Below are 20,709 nucleotides of genomic sequence, written 5' to 3' on the forward strand. Positions count from 1 at the left end.
GCCATGGCATGGAAATGTCCGAAATGCGGCAGAGAGTTCAGCAGACAAAACCAGGACCATTACTGTGTGAAACCGCAGAATATTGATGAATACATTGCTGCCCAGGATGAGAAATATAAGCCCAGATTAATGGAGATCCGGGAGATCCTTCGTGATGCACTGCCGGACGCGGAGGAACGGATTTCCTGGTCGATGCCCACTTATTGGAAAGGTCGTAATATCATTCATTTCGCAGCATCAAAGAAACATCTGGGCATTTATCCCGGTGATGAGGCTACAGCTGTATTTACGGAGGAACTCTCCGATTATGATGTAAGCAAGGGCACGATACGGATCCCCTATGATCAGCCTTTACCGGAAGCACTGATCATAAGGATCGCAAAATGGTGCTTTGAGAACTATTCCAAATAAGGTGTAAAGATGGTATGAAGAACGCAATAGAGTTCCGTTGTATTCGGGAAAACGAACTCGGCCTTCTCAAAGACTTTTTATATGAAGCCATATTCATTCCGGAAGGTGTGGAGCCGCCTTCGAGAGATATTGTAGAGAAACCGGAACTGCGCGTATACACTGATGGTTTCGGTACAAAGTCTGGAGACAACTGCCTCGTCGCGATCCACGACGGAAAAATAGTTGGGGCTGTCTGGACGAGGATCATGAATGATTACGGCCATTGGACAAGCTTCCTCCTGCACAAAAGCGTAGATGTATTCTGTATTTTTATCATGGCCTTTCTGAAAAAGAAATCGCTAAAGCTGAGGGTGTATCACAGCAGATGGTTTCCCTTTCGCTTGATGGAGCTCTGAAAAAACTTAAGAAGTACCTGAAGCTTTAATATGCTATTTACAATGGGTGTGCATGTTCCAGGCAGTCTGGGATATGCATGCCTTAAATAGGTAAAAGTAAGTTTTTGTAATGATAGCAATGGTGTAAAATGGTAGAGATATATTTTGTTAAAGAATAATTGTTGGCGGAGGAAAAAAGTGAAGTTCTTGAAGTGGTTAAATCTAATTCCCCTTGTAATGTTTGTGATTAGGGATATGCTCGGAATAGCTGATATTAATCCTATATGGATGATAGTTATTGCGGCATTTGTCATAATGAATGTTTTTATGGCTAAAAGCATGAAGGAGTATCTCCTGTCATCGTTGTTATTGCTGATATCATGCGTTGCTGGAATGATACTTAGTACATATTATTACTACTATTTTATTAGTTCTGATTTTGAAACGCCTATTGTAGGTGCTTTCATTGCGATGGTCTATGGAATATTTGTGCTTGTGCTGGCGGGAGTCGGTACAGCTGTCTTTGCCATCAGGAACAGAAAAGAGGCAGTGAAAAATGGAGATATTTGATATAACTGACGATAACGGCTTTCCGACCGGGGAGACTGTAAGCAGAAGTGATGCACATGACAATGGTATTCCTCACAGGACTGCTCATATATGGATCGTGAGAAAAGAGGGAGATAAGTATCAGGTCCTTCTTCAGAAGAGAAGTGCTGAAAAAGAGTCTTTTCCCGGGATGTACGATACTTCATCAGCGGGACATATCCAGGCTGGCGACGAACCACTGGAGTCTGCACAGAGAGAACTGTTTGAGGAGCTTGGAATAAAAACGCTGGCCGGAGATCTTACTTTTGCCGGGAAGTTTCATATTAAGTATGAGATGGAATTCCATGGAAAAATGTTCAAGGACAATGAAGTTGCTTTTGTTTATGTGTATGAAAAGCCGGTGGATACATCTAAGCTGAAGCTTCAGACAGAGGAAGTGGAAGAAGTCAAGTGGTTTGATATCGATAAAGTCCATGAGGGATGCATACACAGGGATGGCACGTTTTGTGTTCCGATGGAAGGGCTTGAGACAGTAATGAAGTATCTTAAGGAAAAAGAAGAGAGACTAAGATGAAGAAAATAGTAGTGACAGCGCTTGTGCTGATAATGGTAATAGGAACAGTAGGATGTGGTGCGAAAAAAGAAGATGCAGCGATAATCGGTGGAGCTGACGGTCCAACATCTATTTTTCTGGCATCAAAAGTGAGTGATCCTGTGGTATCAGGAACCTGGCAGACAGCATCCATAGGCTATGAGACTGATGGGGATATGCAGCCTGAATACTATGTACAGTTTGGTGATGCAGAGATAATTTATGGTCATATGGAAAATAATGATTTTGTTCCGGATCATTTTGATAGTATTTCGCTATTCGAGGAACTGGAGACTGGAGGATACAAGATTAAGGCAGAGTCTGATAACGGAGTTCAGTACACGTATCAGTCTTCTGAAGAAGATGCGAATATCCTGGAATATTATGAGACATGGAACGAGGATGATTTTTCAGAGAAGTACAGTGGCGGCGCTTCTCTTAGCAGATGTGATTAAACTTTAGTCTATAGTTTGTTTTGAACAGTGAGTAATGAGGGAAACATGAAAAGACGAGTAGTATTATTTGTGTTTGCATTATGTCTTGTGGCTGGATGCGGTAATAGAAATGAAACTGTTACAGACAATGAGGATAGTAGCATGGCAAGCGCTGATAAAGTGGTTCAGGATGATAATAACGATGATGTAGGCGTTGAAGAACCTGCTGAGGATGATAATAGTGCTTTAGGATTAGACACATCCAAAATCATAGAGGAACAGTCATTTGATATCAAGCTAAATGGATGGGGAGACGTAAGATTTGTATCCTGTCTGCCTGATAAAGATAAAGATCCTCTGGCAGATGCTACGTTTTACCTTATGGATGATGAGAAGGTGATTTACAAAATGCCTTCTGTTTACGAAAACGACATCAGAGAATGGGGGCTTTTTGAGGACATTTCTTTTGTTGCATTCAAGGATATAAATGAAGATCAAAAGGATGAGGTAATTGTAGGAGAACTATACGTTACCGGTGCCGGACCGCAGGGAATGTTACCACGTACAGAGGTAAGAATATTCGAGGATAAGGGAGATGCATTTGAATATGCTAAGGATCTAAGCGAGTATATAAATGATTCAATGCCTGATGATGGCACAATTTACGATGTTTATGAAAAAGCTGATGGGCTTAAACAGAATGGTTTAGACAACAGTTCTGATAAGGCTTCTGCTGAGGATAGTACTGCGGGAGCAGGCAAATCACAGGAAGAGGGATATGATCGCACGTACCTTGAAGAAAAAGACGGTGTCTATACATACAGGCTGTCAGATGCCTCCATCATTGAAAAATATGATGAGTTGTATACAACTGCGTTTTCCAATTTCATTGACTCTTATAATGAAGTGATGAAATGGCAGAACCAGAGCTATAGATCAAAAGAGAAGTATACTGCAAATAGTCTTGTGCTAAAGAATAATGAAGAAAACAGTGTTGTCAAAACAGGCTCATATTATGAAATGGATTTTGGATTCAATCTCGATAATGTTGGTTATACTTATGTCGATCTGGATTGTGATGGAACCTTTGAGCTTATATTTGGCATTTTAAAATACGATGAATGGGTACCGGATAATGTTTTTGAAAGGGCTTATGCCCTGGTGGATGGAAGAACAGTAAAGATTTGTGAAGGTGGAAGCAGAGATACTCACTGGCTTGGATCAGATGGATATATATATGAAACAGGAAGTAGCGGAGCTGCTTATAGTGGGACATCCAGACTTCGGTTTGACAGTAAGAAGTTGCAGGTTGATGAAGATACAGATTGGGGCAGTCAGGGCTTTATAGAAGAGGAGTTCCTGGGATACTGGGAAAGACCTGTGCATATTATTGGACCCTATTCTGATATAGATGAAGCAGCAAGGCGTCCAGAAAGTGAAATATCAGATGATGAGTGGAGAACACTTTTTGACGAATGGGATGCAAGACAGGTTGGAATAGAATGGTTGAAAATGTCTGATTATTTAACAAAGCATCATCTGTTAGAATTTTGATTTACTTTTAAATAATCCAATAGAATTAGTAATAAGTCGTGTCTATTTCGTAGTCTTTATTGCAGAAGTCATATGACATTTGCAGAAAGGGTTGCGTTTTTGGCACGACTTTTGTTCTTATGGGGCTGGAAAAATATTGATTGGGAAAATAGATATAGCTTATTTGCAGAGCTGAATATATATTCACATGCCGTATCATATTAAGATTATTTCATCAACAAATTATCTAGGTCACAGGAGAACAGGAGGAGATTCTATATGACACCCAGCATTTTGCTTCTTTGAGATTGTTACAGAGGGCTATTGTGGTTATGATACAACATATCAGGGGTGGATATGGCAAGGAGAAAATGATCCGCTTTTTGGGATTATGAGCATATGGAATAGAGGCGATATGATATATCGGATAGATGATACTTCAGTTGCTCCTTGACCATGAAAACTTAGGGCACTAAAGGGAGAAAACATTTTTGACAAAAAGACGGTAATAAGCGTAGAGCGAGACAGCTTCTGTATGAGTAACCGTAATTGCTTCGGGATTTTTATAAATTAAGGATAGAGGCGGAAGGAATGGTATGAGAATTTTTCTTTGTATTGATGCGATGATGGTTTTGCTATTTCTGTTCATGGGTTTCTATTTTTATAAATCGAATGGCAAAGCAGCGAACTATCTTTCAGGATATAACATGAAGTCCGATAAAGAACGTGAGAAATATGATGAAGCAGGTATGTGTAAAGATTATGGTAAAAGAATAATGTTTATGGCAGTTCCTTTTATTGTAGGAAGTGCTATTGATTATAAGTTTGCTGGAATCGGAACAGGAATTGCATGGGCAATCTGGTTAGTAATGTTTATTTTACTGCTATTTGAAAGACATAAACGCGAAGGTAAGAGGCATAGTTCATAAGGAAGGTTGGAATAATGGATATAAATTACGCTTTAGCACTATATAAAGAACTTGAGGCATATCTGAAAAAATATGGAGATCAATCCATCGTCTTTCATTACAGTAGTCTGGTGGATGGAATAGCTGTTCTTGAAGCTGATTATTCGGATGAGGATAAAGAGGACTGTATTCTGACTTTGTATGAAAGGCTATATCCTGGAAGGGGAGGACTTACTGATTTTTTCATAAATAGTGAGGATCCGGAACAAAGAAAAGCATTAAACGAACAATTATCCCACATCCAGCTAGAGTTGTGGAAAATAGTAAAAGACAAAATAGTCGAGCATAGTAGCCCGGGTAAATTTAGACATGAAGAAGCATAATAATATGGATTCAAACGAGGAAGAAGGCCATGTTCTACAATGCAAAGAATGAAAATATAAAATTTGATGGAACAGACTGTGATTATATAAGCTTTGGAACCGGTGATAAGAACCTTATCATGCTCCCAGGGGTAGGAGACGGATTCAAAACAGCAAGAGGAATCGCAGTGCCATTTGCTTTTGTGTATTCAGGATTTGCCAAGGAGTTTAAGGTCTATGTGTTTAGCAGAAGGAATAACCTTCCGGATGAATTTTCAACTGCTGATATGGCTGATGATATAGATAAGATCATGGACATGATTGGCATTAAAACTGCCAGTGTTTTCGGAGTGTCGCAGGGCGGTATGATATCCCAGCAGCTTGCTATAAGACATCCTGACAAGGTAAAAAAGCTTGTCCTTGCAGTTACTGCATCAAGGCCAAATGAACTGATGAAGGAGGCACTCGAATCCTGGATAAATATGGCAGATAATGATGATTATGCCGGAATAATGCTTGATACAGCAAAGCGTTCATATACCGGGAAGTATCTTGAACGTGGGATTAGAATGAATGCTCTTTTGGCAAGAATGAAGCCAAAGGACTATTCGAGGTTTAAGATTCTATGCAGATCGTGTATGGAACATGATGTTTATGACAGACTTTCAGAGATAAGCTGCCCAACTTTGATTATAGGGGCAGATAGTGATCTTGTTCTTGGAGGTGAAGCATCAGTTGAAATGTATGACAGGATAAATGACAGTACGCTGTATATGTATGAAGGTTACAGTCATGGAGTATATGAACAGGCCAAGGATTTTAATGGCAGGGTTATGGATTATTTAAAAAACTGAGACAGGAGTCCGTTTATGAAGATTATGGTCAGTGCCTGTTTGCTTGGACAGAACTGCAAGTATAATGGCGGCAACAATTATTGTGATAAAGTGGCTTCGTTTCTTGAGGGGCATGAAGTAATCCCTGTATGTCCTGAAGTGGAAGGTGGCCTTCCGGTACCAAGGATCCCTTGTGAAATAGTAGATGGTATAGTTACAAACAAGCAGGGTGAAAGCAAAGACAAAGAATTCAGATCAGGTGCCAAGAAGTGCCTTCAAAAAGCCATCGATGAAAAAGTTGATCTGGTAATACTTCAGTCAAGGAGTCCATCCTGCGGAGTTAAGCAGATATATGATGGCAGCTTTACAGGCAAACTCATTGAAGGAAAAGGAGTTTTTGCGGAACTACTGTCTGAGAATGGGATTAAGACTATGGATTTAAGTGACCTTTTGGAGGGATAATCTATATTAATAGGAGATTTTCACATGATCATTACATATAATGGTGAAAAATTAAGATATGTTGAAGATTATTATGGAGAGCCGGTACTCTGGATTACCAAACCTTCTCAAATTTCCATGGAACACATGAAATTTGTCGGTGGATATCCTGATGAATACTGCATTTATTTAAAAGATCTTTCTGAGACTGATGTTATAAAAATCAGAGAACAAGTAGTGAATGGAGCAGAATGAGCAAAAAGAAAACACCACCAAAAATGAAACACTTGAATCCAAGTATGTCGGGATGATGCGATAGTAAGTTCAATCAGAATTTATTATTTTGAAACTTTAATTGTCGGAATGAAATATAGATGGGGAGGTTTTAGATATATGTGGATCATATTTGCACTGTTATCTGCAGTATTTGCCGCATTAACCTCAATATTGGCTAAGATAGGAATCGAAGGAGTGGATTCTAATCTGGCTACGGCCATCCGAACCGTGGTAGTGGTTGGAATGGCCTGGATTATGGTATTCATAACTCATGCACAGAGCGGGTTATCGACGATCGGCAAAAGAAGCTGGATATTTCTTATTCTCTCAGGTCTGGCTACGGGTGCTTCGTGGTTATGTTATTACAAAGCATTACAGTTGGGAGAAGCTTCTAAAGTAGTACCTATAGACAAACTCAGCGTGGTGATCACTCTGGTTCTGGCATTTGTGTTCCTGCATGAGCAGTTTACTGCAAAGTCAATTATGGGATGCATCCTGATTGGAGCGGGGACGCTGCTGATGGTAATATAATATTCAGGCATTATCAATCAAGGAGGCAAGTAATGAAGCAATATATTGTTGATGCTTTTACAGATAAGCCGTTTTCCGGAAATCCGGCGGCGGTTTGTGTAATGGATAAATGGCCGAAAGAAGACTTCATGATGAAGTTGGCTATGGAGAATAATCTGAGCGAGACAGCGTTTATTGTCAAGGAGGAACAGGGGTATCATCTCAGATGGTTTACTCCCGGATCCGAAGTTGAACTATGTGGTCATGCTACTCTGGCATCTTCTTTTGTGATATTCAATTACTTTGAGCAGAATGAGGATGTAATAGAATTTAATACTCTCAGCGGAAAACTGACGATTGTCAGAAAGGGTAAGCTTTATGAGATGGATTTTCCTACTTATGAACAGCAGGAGATAACGGTGACAGATGAGATGGAAAGTGCTTTTGGTGTGAGACCCGTTAAGGCGATACTGGGGCCAGATCTTGTATGTATTTTTGAATCTGAGGAGCAGATCCGGAACATGAAGCCGGATCAGGCTAAACTTGCAGGGCTTCCCGGACGTGGACAAAATGTTACGGCAAAAGGAAAAGATACAGACTGCGTATCGAGGAGTTTCTTTCCTAAACTTCTGGTTCCCGAAGATCCCGTTTGCGGTTCTGCGCATTGCCAGATAGCTGATTATTGGTCAAAAGAATTAGGGAAATCAGAGATTCATGCGTACCAGGCGTCGAAGAGAGGTGGGCATCTATATTGCGAACTCCTTGAGCATGGAAGGATAAGAATTAGCGGAGAAGCTACATTGGTTGCCATCTCAGATATTCTCGTTGATTTTTAATTTCAGGATAATAGACTAAGACAAATCGCGGATTGGAGGGGAAAACATGTTAGAAATATTAAAAGCGAGGTTTCAGGATAATAAGAATCTTCATATGGATCTGAGTTGGCTTGACGTGGAGAAACGTTTGCTTGAGCATCCGAGCTCCATGGATGTTTTGAGAAGGATGGAGGAGAGCGGAGGAGAACCGGATACCATCGGCTATGACGAAAAGACGGGAAAGCTAATTTTCTGCGACTGCGCAAAGGAGTCCCCTTCTGGGCGCAGAAGCCTGTGCTATGACGAAAAGGCATTACAGGGGCGTGCTAAAAACCCGCCGTCAGGCAGCGCCGAATGGAAAGCAAAAGAAATCGGCGTTTTGATCATGACGGAAGAACTCTATCGCCGACTGCAAAGTCTTGGGGAATTTGATTTGAAAACGTCAAGTTGGATCACTACGCCGGATGATATTCGCGACAAGGGCGGTGCATTGTTCTGCGAACGACGCTACGGAAGGGTTTTCACATTCCATAACGGGGCGGATTCGTACTATTCCGTGCGCGGGTTCAGAGGCTATACGCTTATATAAATTCAAATTTATCGAGATGAACGGTGGAACGTTATCTCGGAAGTTATGATATGTGTGCTTGACAAAAATACTCCTATATCGTAGTATAAAACTACGATATAGGAGTATTAAATTATGAAGACAAATGGTGGATTTCTTGTTACAAAAATAAAACAGCTGGGTGATCGTATATTTGAAAGGATACTGGCAGAAAAAAACATTGATGCATTTAACGGAGCTCAGGGAAGGATTCTTTATGTCTTATGGCAGGAAGATGGTGTTCCTATTAAAATTATTTCCGAGAAAAGCGGACTTGCAATTACTTCACTTACGACCATGCTTGAGCGGATGGAAAAAAACGGACTGATAAGCCGCAAAACTGATGAAGCTGATAAGAGAAAAACGCTTCTGTTCCTCACAGATAAAGCCAAAGAACTTAAAGAAGCTTATGACTCCGTATCAAATGAGATGGGGAATATTTATTATCGTGATTTTACGGATAAAGAGATTCTTCAGTTTGAAGAGTATCTTAACCGCATCAGGGTAAACCTTGAGGAATGGAGTGACAAATGAGTATCTGTATTAAAGATCAGATTCAGAACATGAATCTTGTTATAGGGTGCACTGTTGGATGTCCGTACTGCTATGCCAGAAACAATACGAGGCGTTATCACATCATAGATGATTTTGAAAAACCACAGTTTTTTCAAGGAAAGCTTCGTATGATGGAAAAGAAAAAGCCGCAGAATTTTCTGCTGACCGGCATGAGCGATCTCTCGGGCTGGCATGAGGAATGGAGAGAGGAAGTCTTTAAAAAGATAGCAGAGAATCCTCAGCACCAGTTTCTTTTTCTTACCAAACGACCGGATCTTCTGTCTTTTGAAACAGATCTTGATAATGCATGGTTTGGCGTTACAGTTACGAGAAAGTCTGAGTTATGGCGTATTGATGCACTGCGGAGCAATGTGAAGGCAAAAAAATATCATGTTACCTTTGAGCCTTTGTTCGATGATCCGGGTAAGGTTGATCTTACAGGCATTGACTGGATTGTGGTGGGAACCATGACAGGTGCAAAGAGCAGGACTGTTAAAACAGATCCCGGGTGGGCGTATTCATTGACAGAACAGGCTCATGAACTGAACATTCCTGTATTCTGGAAAGAAGATCTTGTTCCGATTATGGGAGAAGAAATGATACAGGAAATGCCGGATGCTTTTAACAAAGTGCTGGAGGAACAGAGGATATGGAACAACCAGAAATCAAAGTAAATCATATAGAAACAAAAAGTGTAATGACAAAATCGAATACTCCTATTGGAGGATATTCGGTGAATCCCTATGTGGGGTGTCCCCATGCCTGTAAATACTGCTACGCATCTTTTATGAAACGCTTTACAGGGCATACGGAGGAATGGGGAACTTTCATGGATGTGAAAGACTGGCCTGAAATAAAGAATCCAAAGAAGTATGCCGGCCAGAAGGTGATCATTGGAACAGTTACGGATGGTTATAATCCGCTAGAGGAAACATATAAAAATACAAGAAGACTTCTGGAAGAACTAAAGGAAAGTGGGGCGGACATACTTATCTGCACAAAGTCAGACCTTGTACTAAGAGATCTGGATCTGCTAAAAGATATCAATGAAAATAGCAGACTTACAGTATCATGGTCAATCAATACTCTCGATGAAGAGTTTAAAGATGATATGGATGCGGCAGTAAGCATAGAAAGAAGGCTTGCTGCAATGAAAGAGGTATATGCGGCAGGCATTCGTACAATTTGCTTCATTTCACCCGTGTTCCCGGGGATTACTGATATAGAAGCAATCATAGACAGGACAAAAGATCAGTGTGACCTTGTATGGCTTGAGAATCTGAATCTTCGCGGAGGTTTTAAGGCAGATATCATGAAATACATTTCCGATAAACATCCGGATCTGCTGCCGCTGTATGACGAAATCTATAACAAAAAGAACCGCAGCTATTTTGAAGCGCTGGAAAAGAAAGCAGAAGAGCTGGCTAAAAAGTATGATTGCAGGTTTGTTGATAATGAAACTCCGTATGAGAGAGTAGAGAAAGGACATCCAACAATCGTAGATTACTTTTACCACGAAGAAGTAAGAGGAACTGCCAATAGTGGAAAGAGAAATGTAATACATAATCCTTGATGGAAGAATAAACCGGAAGATATAAAATAACAAATGGCGGAAATGAGAAACTCATGACCGCCATTTTGCGTTTATTCTTAAAGTCCCTGTTTGTAGTTATTTCCCCAAGCTTCCATGGACTTTATAATCGGACGCATGGACTCACCAAGCTCACTTAATGCGTATTCGACGCGGGGCGGAACCTCGGGATATACGGTACGGGTAATGATGCCGTCTGCTTCCATGGAGCGCAAACTGTCTGTAAGCACCTTCTGACTGATTCCATCCAGAGATTTCTGTAATTCGTTAAAACGCCAGGGGCGGACAAGGAGATTTCTCATGATAAGCAGTTTCCATTTGCTGCCGATCAGGCTGACCGTTGTAGCTACCGGGCAATCAGGTAATTCATCTTTTGTTTTCATTGATAACACCTCATTTTTATCAAAACTTCAAATTTGAATGTTACATATAAATTTTACTGTTATGGCGTTTGACAGTCAATAGGTTACAAAAAGGTAACTATCTAATAAAAAAGTGCGTACTTACAATGATTTCCGGCCTCTGCGATAATCATGATAACAGGAAGGCAATAGGGCCTACTGAAATCAACTTAACGGAGGTAAATATCATGGCATTATCAAACATTGCAGGATGGAACGAAAACACGGCAGGGAGTGCTTGCGGCGCATCCGACAAACCGGCAGCATGTGGTGCATCTGAGAAGCCCGCTGCTTGTGGTGCAGGAGATAAGCCCGCTGAAACACCTGCAGCATGTGGGGCGGCAGATAAGCCGGAAGAGAAACCTGCAGCTTGCGGAAGTGCTTGTGGCGCAGGGGACAAATAAGAAAGACATACCATGTGGATCCCCCAGGCAGTCAAAAGCCGGGGGATCATTTTAGAAGACCATCAGCTTACGTGCTGTTTACGATACGGAGGGATACAGATATGAAGCCATACTTTTCTTTTCAATGGCATATAACAGATGAATGCGATCAGAGATGTAAGCATTGCTACATCTATTCAGCAGGTAATCACACCTGCCTACAATCCATGAACAGGAAGCAGATGGAAGACACCTTTTATAACTGCCTTGATTTTTGTGAAATGTATGGCCGTACACCGTATTTCTACATCACGGGCGGAGATCCAATCTTGCATCCGGATTTCTGGAGGCTGCTTGGACTCCTGAAAGAACATGAGATCAAGTTTACGGTTCTTGGAAACCCCTTCCACCTAAACAATCAGGTATGCATGGAACTAAAGGGCTATGGATGTGAGAAATATCAGCTTTCTCTTGATGGCCTCAGAGAGACTCATGACTGGTTCAGAAAGCCGGGCTCCTTTGACTGTACGCTTGAAAAGATTGCATGCATCAATAAGGCAGGGATCCGAAGCGTTATCATGACTACGGTTTCAAAAACAAACCGCATGGAAGTTCCGGGGATCATTGATGAAGTGGTAAAGGCAGGTGCTAACGTATTCGCTTTTTCACGGTATGTACCGAGCGGCGGAGATCTGGATGCCAGCATGACCGCACAGGAATACAGAGAGCTTCTGGCTGTCTGTGACAAGAAGTTCAAAGAATACGAAGCAGAAGGATGTGAGACATACTTTAACAAGAAGGATCACCTTTGGACGCTTTATGAATATGAGACCGGTGAGTTTAAGATTCCCGAGAGCGCAAAAGAGGGAATGATATATGGCGGATGTAACTGCGGAAACTGCCATATCACGATCCTTCCTAATGGCGATATTTATGCATGCCGAAGAGTAGCAGAGAGTAAAGTAGGAAACGTATTTGAAGACAGACTTGCGGATGTGTGGGTTTGTCAGATGGAGAGTTACAGAGAGTATGAGAAGTTCAGTAAATGTTCTAAATGTGAATTAAAGCCCTGGTGCAGGGGATGTCCTGCAGTCGCAAAAGGAACAAACGGAGATTTTTATGCTGCGGATCCGCAGTGCTGGAAAATAAAGAACGAGATCACAGGGGAGGTGTTATCATGTTGATGGATATCATTAAAAGCAGACATTCGATCAGGAAGTATACGGATGAACAGATCAGTCGTGAGGATCTTGAGAAGATTCTCGAAGCAGGAAACTATGCGCCGAATGCAGGCGGAGGGCAGCGCAGCATGATGGTGGCTCTTCACAATAAGGAGCTGACTAGAAAGCTTGGTATCATGAACCTTGCGAAGTTTAACAGGGGAAACCTTGTTGGTTCTTATGTGTCGAAGGAGCAGCCCAGTGTCATTGATGATCCGACAATGAAGGATGGCTTCTACGGAGCACCGACGGTTATAGCTATCTTTTCACAGGGGAATTTCCTGCTTAAGACGGCAGATGCTTTCTGCATGGCAGAAAATATAGTCCTTCAGGCAACGGAACTTGGTATTGCATCGTGCATCATTTCCAGAGGCGAGGAGACTTTTGACAGTGAAGAAGGCCGGACACTTATGAAAGAATGGGCCGTTCCCGATAATTATATATGTCAGGGCTTTGTGGTTCTCGGATATATCGACGGAGAGCAACCGGTAAGCAAACCGAGAAAACCCGGCAGAGTACAGATCATAGAGTGAGGGAGGTGCGATTATGACGAAGTCATAATTATGCATCGCACCGACCGACTGGGCAGGATTACGAAGTAAGCGTGCCATTACATATTATACAAGAAGCAATATTTAGATTTCTTACAGCTGTTTAATGTGGTAAATAAGCTTCTTAGTGAACTGGATAAACTATTGATGATGTGATAAAACTGTTTTGTAGGTATATTACGACGTAAAATCAAACGAGGAAAAGAGGGTATGAAAAAGAACGAGAGAGCATTTTTAGTTAATGTAATGTGGGTGCCACTGTTTGGCGGAATTATGACAGCGGCTCTTTCGAAAAATCCAGGTGTAAATCCATACATAATTGCTGTCTTAATGGGAGTAATTGGTATGGCTATGTGTTACTTGGACTATAAGGTGTTTATGAAAAAAGAGTTCTCCAGCGAAAACAATGTAACAAAATAATCTATGATGTTAATTTTATAACCATTACGATTTGATAGAACAGTGAAAGAGGTATGAAAGGAAAAAACGGATATGACTAAAAAACATGGTGTTTTAGACCGTCCAATCATTGGCTATTATTTTGATAGATGACTGTGAAGAAGCAGGAGCAATTTTCTATGAGAGAAAATGACAAGAGAGTAGTAGACAGATTTACAGAGCTTGCGCTGGTAGACGGTGAATCCTTTAATGAGAGGCTTGTCGCTGATTATCTTATAGCAGAGTTCCAAAAGCTGGGAATAAAGCTTATCGAGGATGATATTGCCGGTAAGATCGGTGGTAACTGTGGGAATCTGTATGGCTTTGCAGAGGGGCGGGGAAAGTATGCAGACTCTGAGCCTATTCTGTTCTGTGCACATATGGACACCGTATCTCCGGGGAACAATAAGAAGATCATATTAAATGACGGCGAAACAATCACAAGCGATCATACGACTGTCCTGGGAGCAGATGACAGGGTTGGCATAGCAGGGATTATCGAGGCGTACACCAGAGTAATCGAGGAAAATCTGGATCATCCGCCAATAGAGTTTCTGTTTACGGTGGCAGAAGAGGTTTACGGCCTTGGAAGCGCGGCTCTTGATTATTCAAGGATTCGCTCCAGGATAGCCTTTGCTCCCGACTGCAGCGGAGAATATGGAGTCTATTCATCCTGCGAGCCGACACTCATTTCATTCGAAGTACATATAAAGGGTAAGGCTTCCCACGCTGGTTATGAGCCTGAAAAGGGAATAAATGCAATAGCAGTAGCAGCTGCTGCAATCAGCAGAATAAAGCAGGGGTGGGCTGATGATCACACCACGCTGAATATCGGAATAATAGAAGGTGGAAGTGTTACCAACGCTGTTCCGGAAAACTGTTTTATAAAAGGTGAGATAAGAAGCGGTGTCCATGAAGATGCACATCGGACAATAGACTTAGTAGAAAGCATTTTTTCAGAAGAAGCGAATAGAGCAGGTGCAGAGCTTTGCATAGATAAAAAAGAAAGAATCACCGTTTACAGGATAAATCCCGAAGCCGCAGAAGGAAGTGCTTTGGATAGATATAAGAGAACATTAGAGAAACAGGGAAGGAGAGCCGTGGCAAAGAAATCCTTTGGAGGAAGTGATATAAATTCTTTGATAAAACACGGAATGGACGGACTAAATATATACGGTCCCATGCATAACATACATACAACTGAAGAATACACAACTGTCCAGGAAATAGCAGACTTCACAGAACTGATAAAGATACTTATGACACAACCATGAGGAACAATTTAAAGGCTTTTGCGAATATAAGGGGGCAAAAATGAGAAAGAAACTGGTTTTAGCACCGATTATGATGGCAGCTGTCTTATTGTTTACGGCATCTGCTTCGTCCGGAAGCACCGGAGGGAGTGGAGAAGGGGCAGACCGTGAGGTTCTTTTTCAGGTTTCATTGCTTCAGGGTTTAACCTTCGGTGATTATCATGGCAGTATTACTGCCGGAGAACTTAAACAGAACGGAGATACCGGGCTTGGTACTTTTGACGGACTTGATGGCGAAATGATAGTACTTGACGGTGTTGTTTATAAAGCAAAGAGTGATGGCTTAGTCGAAAAGATAAGTGATGATGAGACAATCCCTTTTTCAAATGTGACTTTCTTTGACGAGGGTGAAAATGTAACGCTCGAAGGAATCACTGATATTGACGCATTAAAGGAGCTGCTGAATGAAAAACTTGAAGGGAAACTCCCGAATGGGTTCTGCGTTATACGAATCGATGGTAAATTTAAGGAGATGAATGTTCGCAGCGAATATAAGCAAAACGAACCTTATAAGCCACTTGCAAAGGTTCTTGAGACAGACCAGACATTTTTTGATTATTCCGATATAGAAGGAACTGTGGTGGGATTATACTGTCCGCCATATATGGATAAGTTAAATGCGGCAGGATGGCATCTGCACTTTATTTCAAAAGACAGGGAAAAAGGAGGCCATGTACTTGGCCTGAATATTGATAATGATCTCCTCGATTTTTGCTGTTGCGTACGTGAACCTGCATAGTGCTCATGTAAATATCGCCAGGTGCAAGCCTGACAACTTCACCTGCACGTAGTCCTGAAGAATAGACAAGAGCTATTATGGCTTTGTTCCTGATATTTTCAGCAGTGTCTATTAGTTTTTCAATTTCTTCCAAAGAAAGAGTTTGTGGTAATGTCCAATCAATCTTCATTCTGGGAACGATATCAAGATCCCACGGGATATGTATATCAGTCCATTTTTGAGATAACAAATAACTGTCTGCTAAAGCTTTTATAAAGTATAGCAGACTGACACAAAACAACAAATATAAGGAGGACAAAGCAAAATGGCAAATTTACCTAAGATCGCCCTTGGCGCATGGGCATGGGGCAACGATGGAACTTTCGGAAGCAATCTGACAACAGAGAATCTTAAACCAATTTTTGATACTGCTATGAAAAATGGACTTAATCTCTGGGATACAGCTTATGCATGAGGATGCTGTAAAGAATGCTCCGGAGATCAGACCTATCGTTATTCAGGGGATGGCGGAAGTACTTGCTAAATCAATGGGAGTTGAGGATCTTGAAATGATGGGGCTCAATATTCTACCAGAGCAGGAGCAGATGTTTGTTGCATCAGTTCCGGGAAATGTTCATGGCGCCGGAGTCATTGCTTATGAGGATTTCAAGGATAAGGCATCTGAGCGCGTAGGTGATCAGTCTTTCTTTATTTTGCCAAGTTCTATTCATGAGCTGCTGATCATTCCTGACAACGGGAACTTTGATCTTAAAGGAAAGCGACATGTGCTTTCCTTTTTTGATACAATAAGAATAGTGAAATAGGGTGAGGAGGAACTTAAGATGGCTGAATTCTATGAGCCAATGCTCTATATGTCTACACCAGAACATCCTAATACCATGGGAGCGTACATCGTGGTGAAGGAGCCTATTGATGGAGATATACTTCGAAACGCAGTGGAAGATCTAAGGGCAAGATTTCCATACTTTTATGTCAAGGTAGTTTCTTTTGAAAATGATCTGATCGTAGAGGATAATTCGCTTCCTATGACGGTGCGAAACACCTGGGAGCCAATAAAACTGAATTCAAAGGAATCGAATTTTCACCTGGCAGCTTGGAAGTTTGAAGGAAGGAAACTGGCTTTTGAGATTTCGCATTCCCTGACGGATGGAGCAGGTGTTTTACCATATATGAAGAGTACACTGTTTTTATATTTGTCACGCAGGTATGGCATGTCTTTTGAAACAGAAGGATTTCGACTTCCAGGGGATACGATACCGATTTCGGAGACAGGAAATCCCTTTGAGGGACTTGATATAGATGGGGCAGAAGAACCTATGTATACCAGGGAGGCAATAACAGATTTCTACAGATTCAGTGAAGGGACGCACAATGATCCGTTTGCGACATTTGTTAAGATACCGGAGTCGCAGATGATGCAGTATTGCAGGGATTATGACGGTAGCCCCAATACTTTTTTGGCGGTGATGTTTGCAAGGGCAGTTCGACACTATGATCCTGATAGTGATAAGACAGTCAGCGTTTCCATAGCCATAGATCACAAGGCCATGATTGGTAATCACGACAATTACCGCATGTTTGCTAATGCTCTTGAACTGGAGTTTACTAAAGACAGGTCTTTGGAGGATATTGCCAGGAACTGCACTATGGCCCGGGGCCAGGTAATGCTGCAGGCGTCTCCAGAGAATTCCCTTTGGGCGATGAAGCAGAGGAAGGCAACATATGTCAAACTGAGTCAGGTGCCGCTGGATACGAAACTTGGTATGATTGCCAAATCAGCAGGGAGTCTGCGGTGGAGTATTGCAATATCCTATGCTGACAGCAGATCTTTTGGCCCGCTTGATCCATATATTGATGAACTGTATTTGTTGTCAGAACCAGGTGTAACGGACGTTGTATGTGAAGTTGCCTGCATCAATCACTATTTCTTTTTATGCATCGCACGGACCTTTCCTTCTGAAAAGTTTATGAAGGTATTCCTGGATGAGCTGTCAAGGGTAGGGATCGATTATGAAGTTACAGGTACAGAACCTTTTCACCTGTGTGGGATGGAAGAATACAGGAAATAAGCCATGGATGAATCCGAAACTACTGAAGCACAATTGGTTTGAAACACGGAACTGAATCAAAAATCCTGAAGATTAGAAAATATGGCTTTTGATGGAAACTCTTTTGTGCTATCATTTGATGTGCAGCAAATACAATTGTCGTAATAATATGAAGTTGTATATGAATTGTCAGATTCGATGGGACAAATTCGGGACAGACTTTCTCTCAGAGTGTGTTATTTTATTCACATAATTTCTTCGAAGAATAATGCTTATTGATTGGAGGAGATTATTGGAGAAAGTGGTTCATATTTCCGGAAGGCATGATCATCCGGATGTGCAGGAAAGTAAAACATCATTTCGTGAAGTGAATATTTGCTGCATGAAATGTAAGAAGAGTTTTAGACTGACCTATACTGAAATTGGTGATCCCAGGATAGTTGCTTTCAGGAACGTGGGATTCACCTGCGGCAGGTGTAAGAGACAGAAGCGCATAAAGGCCATTACAGAAGGCGCACTTCTCAGAAATGTCACTGTATGGAATGCAGTTTATATCTGAAAACAAATTTAATGAAGGCATCATGATATTGGCTATAGGCCTACGGACGCATGAGTATGATCAGCAGGGAAACTGGCATTACTCATGCCGGGTATCTGGATAATATAGACATCCGCTCTCCTGATCAGTTCAGGAAGAGGGGATGTTTTTGATGTCTGGGGGAACAGAAAATACAGCCGGAAAAAGAATAAGGCAAAAGAGAAAGGAACTTGGGCTATCACAGGAAGAGCTGGCAGAGCGCATGAATGTGACGGCTGCACTCATATCCAATTACGAAAATGACAAAGTGGATATCAAGACCAGTGTCATGCGTGAACTCGCCGGTATCCTGGGCACATCTGTAGCTTATCTTATGGATGGGGCTCCGGAGATTGACCCTGATATCATGAACCTAATAAGGATTTACATAACTCTTGGAAAACCAAATGTCCGGAAAGTTGCCCTGGAGCAGATGAGAATCTTAAATGGGATTTAAGTTTTACCGGAATATATAAGCGGTTTTTAAATAACCTGGTAAGGTATACGGGCTATGTCTCCTGTAGAATTGTTTTTATAAAAGAGAGCGCATACCGGTATCGCTCTGGTATATCAGATTACTTTGGAGGTCAGATGAATACTGGAGCAGCAGTTATCAGTGAGTATCAGGAGTACAGTTATAAGAAAAGGATTGATTTTATCCTGAAAAATTATTGCGGCATTGAGGAGTACATCAAAGGTTATGAAGAGATTCTTTGTGACAGCATCATGGTGGACAGACTCGTCGATCGCAGGGATGGCTATGGTGATATTGGAGTTAGAGTGCAGACATCTTATACAGGAGATTCTACTGCCATGACAGCAGTAGAAAGGTCTACTATCCTGGAAAAGATGTCAGAGAAAGCTTTGACCAGGCATATTTCTGAAGATCCTGTCCTTAACAAAGAGGCCGTTACCTTAAGGACCATGAAGAGGGATCTGGGATTTGTTAATCGTGCCATAAGGATGCTTCCAGGCCGTGACAGCAGGGAGCTTGGACAATTATTATCTCATGAAAAGACTATCGATGCTGTTGCCGAGGAAAAGGGAATACAGTATGAATCGGCAAAAATGCATATTTACAGGACAAGACTCAAAGTAAAAGAGCGTGCTCTTGAATTTATGGAGAGAGCGTGTGCCTGACAGAGGCATTGTCCTGGAAATAAATTGCTGTAGAAAATTGGAGGAATTATAATGATAGCAAATATGAATATTGAAGGACTTGAAGCTTTATGTGAAGGGAAGTTTAAGAAACTGCCACAGTGCATGAATCCTGCAAGGGAGCGGTATATAAGGAAAACAGATGCATCACTTGTATATCCATTCGGGCGACACGTGATAGATGATATAGCATCCAAGGCAGGTGCAATCATCCCCATCAGGGGATGCATTGCATATGATACGGACAGGATAAATAAGTACCTGGATGATATGAGGCTGCCTGCGGAATGATAGCACTAACAATATGAATAGGGCTTCATTATATAGGCATATGGACGTATGATGATATAGGAGAAGAGTACAGCTATGTGTTATATGTTCATCAGACTGCTTGTCATACTTTTCTTTAGGATGAATGAGCTATATTTGGTCAAACCAAAAAATATTGATAATATGGTTAAACCAGATGTATAATTGATAGTAACTAACGGGGGTATCAATTATGGCAAAGACAGGCAGACCAAAGAGCGAAGATTCTATAACACATTTCGTGGGAGTAAAACTCAATAATCATGACTATGACCTCGTAATTGAATATTGTAAAAAGCATAACATGACCTTATCCCACATGATCAGGTATGGACTCCAGCTTCAGCTCCAGGACGAAGGAGAAGATCTGGAACGTTTGGACTGACTGCTTGACAGACCATTCATTTGGAGGGACATGTTATGAATACAAATATCAAATTTGAAGGAGTAGAAATCTTAAGCAAAGGTGATTATAAAAAGTTGCCGCAATGCTTTAATCCTGGAAGGGAAAAATATATCAGAAAAACAGATGCATCCATGGTCTATCCATTAGGCAGACATGCGATTGATGATATAGAGCAGAAGGCTGGGGCAGTGATACCTGTAAGAGGGTGTGTCCTGTATGATACTGAGCGTATCAATAAATATCTTGATAGTTTCAGACTTGAGGCAATGTGATTATTTGATAAAAAATAAAGGATGGCAGATAGAATCAGCATTTTGTTGAATGCGGGATTCAGTGCCTATATAATTTTATGTGAAGATTTACTGATAGAATCAG

34 protein-coding genes are annotated in these 20,709 nt (G+C 41.4%); 32 read left to right on the plus strand and 2 right to left on the minus strand.

Features of this window, described 5'->3' with window-relative positions:
- The first annotated feature begins 3 nt into the window (after positions 1–3).
- The 17 genes from BV60_RS0103540 to BV60_RS0103620 all read left to right on the plus strand — a co-directional run bounded on the left by BV60_RS0103540 (position 4) and on the right by BV60_RS0103620 (position 10,773).
- Entirely contained in the window at positions 4–411 is a 408-nt protein-coding gene (locus BV60_RS0103540; protein ID WP_022762558.1) for an iron chaperone, read from the plus strand.
- 262 nt (positions 412–673) lie between these two features.
- Complete coding sequence (locus tag BV60_RS24475) at positions 674–835, plus strand: sigma factor-like helix-turn-helix DNA-binding protein (RefSeq protein WP_081846568.1); 162 nt, start codon at positions 674–676, stop codon at positions 833–835.
- Between the two features lie 148 nt (positions 836–983).
- Positions 984–1,355 carry a hypothetical protein gene (locus BV60_RS0103550; protein WP_029319543.1) on the plus strand — a complete coding sequence of 124 codons (372 nt, stop codon included), beginning with the start codon at positions 984–986 and terminating at the stop codon, positions 1,353–1,355.
- Positions 1,342–1,908 carry an NUDIX hydrolase gene (locus BV60_RS0103555; RefSeq protein WP_029319544.1) on the plus strand — a complete coding sequence of 189 codons (567 nt, stop codon included), beginning with the start codon at positions 1,342–1,344 and terminating at the stop codon, positions 1,906–1,908. The genes BV60_RS0103550 and BV60_RS0103555 overlap by 14 nt, the downstream gene beginning before the upstream one ends.
- Positions 1,905–2,381, plus strand: coding sequence for a hypothetical protein (locus tag BV60_RS0103560; RefSeq protein WP_029319545.1), 477 nt, complete (start codon positions 1,905–1,907; stop codon positions 2,379–2,381). Before BV60_RS0103555 ends, BV60_RS0103560 begins: the two co-directional genes overlap by 4 nt.
- A 45-nt stretch (positions 2,382–2,426) precedes the next feature.
- Positions 2,427–3,914 carry a hypothetical protein gene (locus tag BV60_RS21655; RefSeq protein ID WP_029319546.1) on the plus strand — a complete coding sequence of 496 codons (1,488 nt, stop codon included), beginning with the start codon at positions 2,427–2,429 and terminating at the stop codon, positions 3,912–3,914.
- A 575-nt stretch (positions 3,915–4,489) separates the two neighbouring features.
- The gene (locus BV60_RS0103570; protein WP_026491394.1) at positions 4,490–4,822 is read left to right on the plus strand and encodes a DUF3784 domain-containing protein; all 333 of its coding nucleotides are present in this window, start codon (positions 4,490–4,492) and stop codon (positions 4,820–4,822) included.
- 14 nt (positions 4,823–4,836) lie between these two features.
- On the plus strand, positions 4,837–5,184 hold the full coding sequence (locus BV60_RS0103575) for a hypothetical protein (protein WP_026491393.1): 348 nt from the start codon (positions 4,837–4,839) through the stop codon (positions 5,182–5,184).
- 29 nt (positions 5,185–5,213) lie between these two features.
- Positions 5,214–6,017: an alpha/beta fold hydrolase gene (locus BV60_RS0103580; protein WP_026496674.1), complete on the plus strand. Its 804-nt coding sequence runs from the start codon at positions 5,214–5,216 to the stop codon at positions 6,015–6,017.
- A gap of 15 nt (positions 6,018–6,032) precedes the next feature.
- A complete protein-coding gene (locus BV60_RS0103585) occupies positions 6,033–6,458 on the plus strand; it encodes a DUF523 domain-containing protein (RefSeq protein ID WP_026491391.1) in 426 nt (141 codons plus the stop codon).
- A 24-nt stretch (positions 6,459–6,482) separates the two neighbouring features.
- A complete protein-coding gene (locus BV60_RS0103590) occupies positions 6,483–6,692 on the plus strand; it encodes a hypothetical protein (RefSeq protein WP_029319550.1) in 210 nt (69 codons plus the stop codon).
- Positions 6,693–6,830: 138 nt separating this feature from the next.
- The gene (locus BV60_RS0103595) at positions 6,831–7,244 is read left to right on the plus strand and encodes an EamA family transporter (RefSeq protein ID WP_027871118.1); all 414 of its coding nucleotides are present in this window, start codon (positions 6,831–6,833) and stop codon (positions 7,242–7,244) included.
- 32 nt (positions 7,245–7,276) lie between these two features.
- Positions 7,277–8,059: a PhzF family phenazine biosynthesis protein gene (locus BV60_RS0103600; RefSeq protein WP_029319554.1), complete on the plus strand. Its 783-nt coding sequence runs from the start codon at positions 7,277–7,279 to the stop codon at positions 8,057–8,059.
- Positions 8,060–8,105: 46 nt separating this feature from the next.
- A complete protein-coding gene (locus tag BV60_RS0103605; protein WP_035777062.1) occupies positions 8,106–8,627 on the plus strand; it encodes a DUF4256 domain-containing protein in 522 nt (173 codons plus the stop codon).
- Between the two features lie 114 nt (positions 8,628–8,741).
- On the plus strand, positions 8,742–9,179 hold the full coding sequence (locus BV60_RS0103610) for a radical SAM mobile pair system MarR family transcriptional regulator (protein ID WP_013282512.1): 438 nt from the start codon (positions 8,742–8,744) through the stop codon (positions 9,177–9,179).
- Positions 9,176–9,874 (plus strand): radical SAM mobile pair protein A, encoded by a 699-nt coding sequence (locus BV60_RS0103615; protein ID WP_022762011.1) that lies wholly within the window; start codon positions 9,176–9,178, stop codon positions 9,872–9,874. Before BV60_RS0103610 ends, BV60_RS0103615 begins: the two co-directional genes overlap by 4 nt.
- On the plus strand, positions 9,850–10,773 hold the full coding sequence (locus BV60_RS0103620) for a radical SAM mobile pair protein B (RefSeq protein ID WP_029319558.1): 924 nt from the start codon (positions 9,850–9,852) through the stop codon (positions 10,771–10,773). Before BV60_RS0103615 ends, BV60_RS0103620 begins: the two co-directional genes overlap by 25 nt.
- Positions 10,774–10,850: 77 nt before the next feature.
- On the opposite strand, the gene BV60_RS0103625 is transcribed toward BV60_RS0103620, so the two are convergent.
- The gene (locus BV60_RS0103625) at positions 10,851–11,174 is read right to left on the minus strand and encodes a winged helix-turn-helix transcriptional regulator (protein ID WP_029319560.1); all 324 of its coding nucleotides are present in this window, start codon (positions 11,172–11,174) and stop codon (positions 10,851–10,853) included.
- Positions 11,175–11,380: 206 nt separating this feature from the next.
- On the opposite strand from BV60_RS0103625, the gene acgA reads away from it, so the two are divergent.
- The 6 genes from acgA (at position 11,381) to budA (ending at position 15,836) form a co-directional block, all read left to right on the plus strand.
- Entirely contained in the window at positions 11,381–11,596 is a 216-nt protein-coding gene (gene acgA, locus BV60_RS0103630; RefSeq protein WP_029319562.1) for an ACGX-repeat peptide, read from the plus strand.
- A gap of 101 nt (positions 11,597–11,697) precedes the next feature.
- Positions 11,698–12,759, plus strand: coding sequence for a radical SAM/SPASM domain protein, ACGX system (acgM, locus tag BV60_RS0103635; protein WP_029319564.1), 1,062 nt, complete (start codon positions 11,698–11,700; stop codon positions 12,757–12,759).
- On the plus strand, positions 12,759–13,328 hold the full coding sequence (locus BV60_RS0103640; RefSeq protein WP_242840936.1) for a nitroreductase family protein: 570 nt from the start codon (positions 12,759–12,761) through the stop codon (positions 13,326–13,328). Before acgM ends, BV60_RS0103640 begins: the two co-directional genes overlap by 1 nt.
- 228 nt (positions 13,329–13,556) lie before the next feature.
- Positions 13,557–13,766: a hypothetical protein gene (locus tag BV60_RS0103645; protein ID WP_029319568.1), complete on the plus strand. Its 210-nt coding sequence runs from the start codon at positions 13,557–13,559 to the stop codon at positions 13,764–13,766.
- Between the two features lie 158 nt (positions 13,767–13,924).
- The gene (locus tag BV60_RS0103650) at positions 13,925–15,058 is read left to right on the plus strand and encodes a M20/M25/M40 family metallo-hydrolase (RefSeq protein WP_029319570.1); all 1,134 of its coding nucleotides are present in this window, start codon (positions 13,925–13,927) and stop codon (positions 15,056–15,058) included.
- Positions 15,059–15,098: 40 nt separating this feature from the next.
- Entirely contained in the window at positions 15,099–15,836 is a 738-nt protein-coding gene (gene budA, locus BV60_RS0103655) for an acetolactate decarboxylase (RefSeq protein ID WP_051656496.1), read from the plus strand.
- Here the strand turns inward: budA and BV60_RS24480 are convergent.
- Positions 15,739–16,005 (minus strand): tyrosine-type recombinase/integrase, encoded by a 267-nt coding sequence (locus tag BV60_RS24480; RefSeq protein ID WP_442856311.1) that lies wholly within the window; start codon positions 16,003–16,005, stop codon positions 15,739–15,741. The two genes, budA and BV60_RS24480, sit on opposite strands and share 98 nt — an antisense overlap.
- Positions 16,006–16,140: 135 nt before the next feature.
- Here BV60_RS24480 and BV60_RS23025 point away from each other — a divergent pair, with 135 nt between their 5' ends.
- From BV60_RS23025 to BV60_RS0103705, 9 genes are all read left to right on the plus strand, one after another.
- Positions 16,141–16,290, plus strand: a complete 150-nt coding sequence (locus BV60_RS23025) for a hypothetical protein (protein WP_197029520.1) — start codon at positions 16,141–16,143, stop codon at positions 16,288–16,290.
- Complete coding sequence (locus BV60_RS0103665; RefSeq protein WP_197029521.1) at positions 16,256–16,639, plus strand: DUF5688 family protein; 384 nt, start codon at positions 16,256–16,258, stop codon at positions 16,637–16,639. Before BV60_RS23025 ends, BV60_RS0103665 begins: the two co-directional genes overlap by 35 nt.
- Before the next feature lie 18 nt (positions 16,640–16,657).
- Entirely contained in the window at positions 16,658–17,905 is a 1,248-nt protein-coding gene (locus tag BV60_RS0103670) for a hypothetical protein (RefSeq protein WP_029319575.1), read from the plus strand.
- A gap of 271 nt (positions 17,906–18,176) precedes the next feature.
- Entirely contained in the window at positions 18,177–18,443 is a 267-nt protein-coding gene (locus tag BV60_RS0103675; protein WP_029319576.1) for a hypothetical protein, read from the plus strand.
- Positions 18,444–18,594: 151 nt separating this feature from the next.
- Positions 18,595–18,918, plus strand: a complete 324-nt coding sequence (locus BV60_RS0103680) for a helix-turn-helix domain-containing protein (protein WP_051656497.1) — start codon at positions 18,595–18,597, stop codon at positions 18,916–18,918.
- A 134-nt stretch (positions 18,919–19,052) separates the two neighbouring features.
- Positions 19,053–19,601 (plus strand): hypothetical protein, encoded by a 549-nt coding sequence (locus BV60_RS0103685; protein ID WP_029319580.1) that lies wholly within the window; start codon positions 19,053–19,055, stop codon positions 19,599–19,601.
- Between the two features lie 51 nt (positions 19,602–19,652).
- Complete coding sequence (locus BV60_RS0103690) at positions 19,653–19,910, plus strand: DUF6462 family protein (RefSeq protein ID WP_029319581.1); 258 nt, start codon at positions 19,653–19,655, stop codon at positions 19,908–19,910.
- 211 nt (positions 19,911–20,121) lie between these two features.
- Positions 20,122–20,313, plus strand: a complete 192-nt coding sequence (locus tag BV60_RS0103700) for a hypothetical protein (protein ID WP_029319582.1) — start codon at positions 20,122–20,124, stop codon at positions 20,311–20,313.
- Positions 20,314–20,348: 35 nt separating this feature from the next.
- Positions 20,349–20,606, plus strand: coding sequence for a DUF6462 family protein (locus BV60_RS0103705; RefSeq protein ID WP_029319583.1), 258 nt, complete (start codon positions 20,349–20,351; stop codon positions 20,604–20,606).
- Positions 20,607–20,709 lie beyond the last annotated feature (103 nt).

This window comes from Butyrivibrio sp. AE3004 (assembly GCF_000703165.1).
In the GTDB taxonomy this organism is placed as follows: Bacteria; Bacillota; Clostridia; order Lachnospirales; family Lachnospiraceae; genus Butyrivibrio.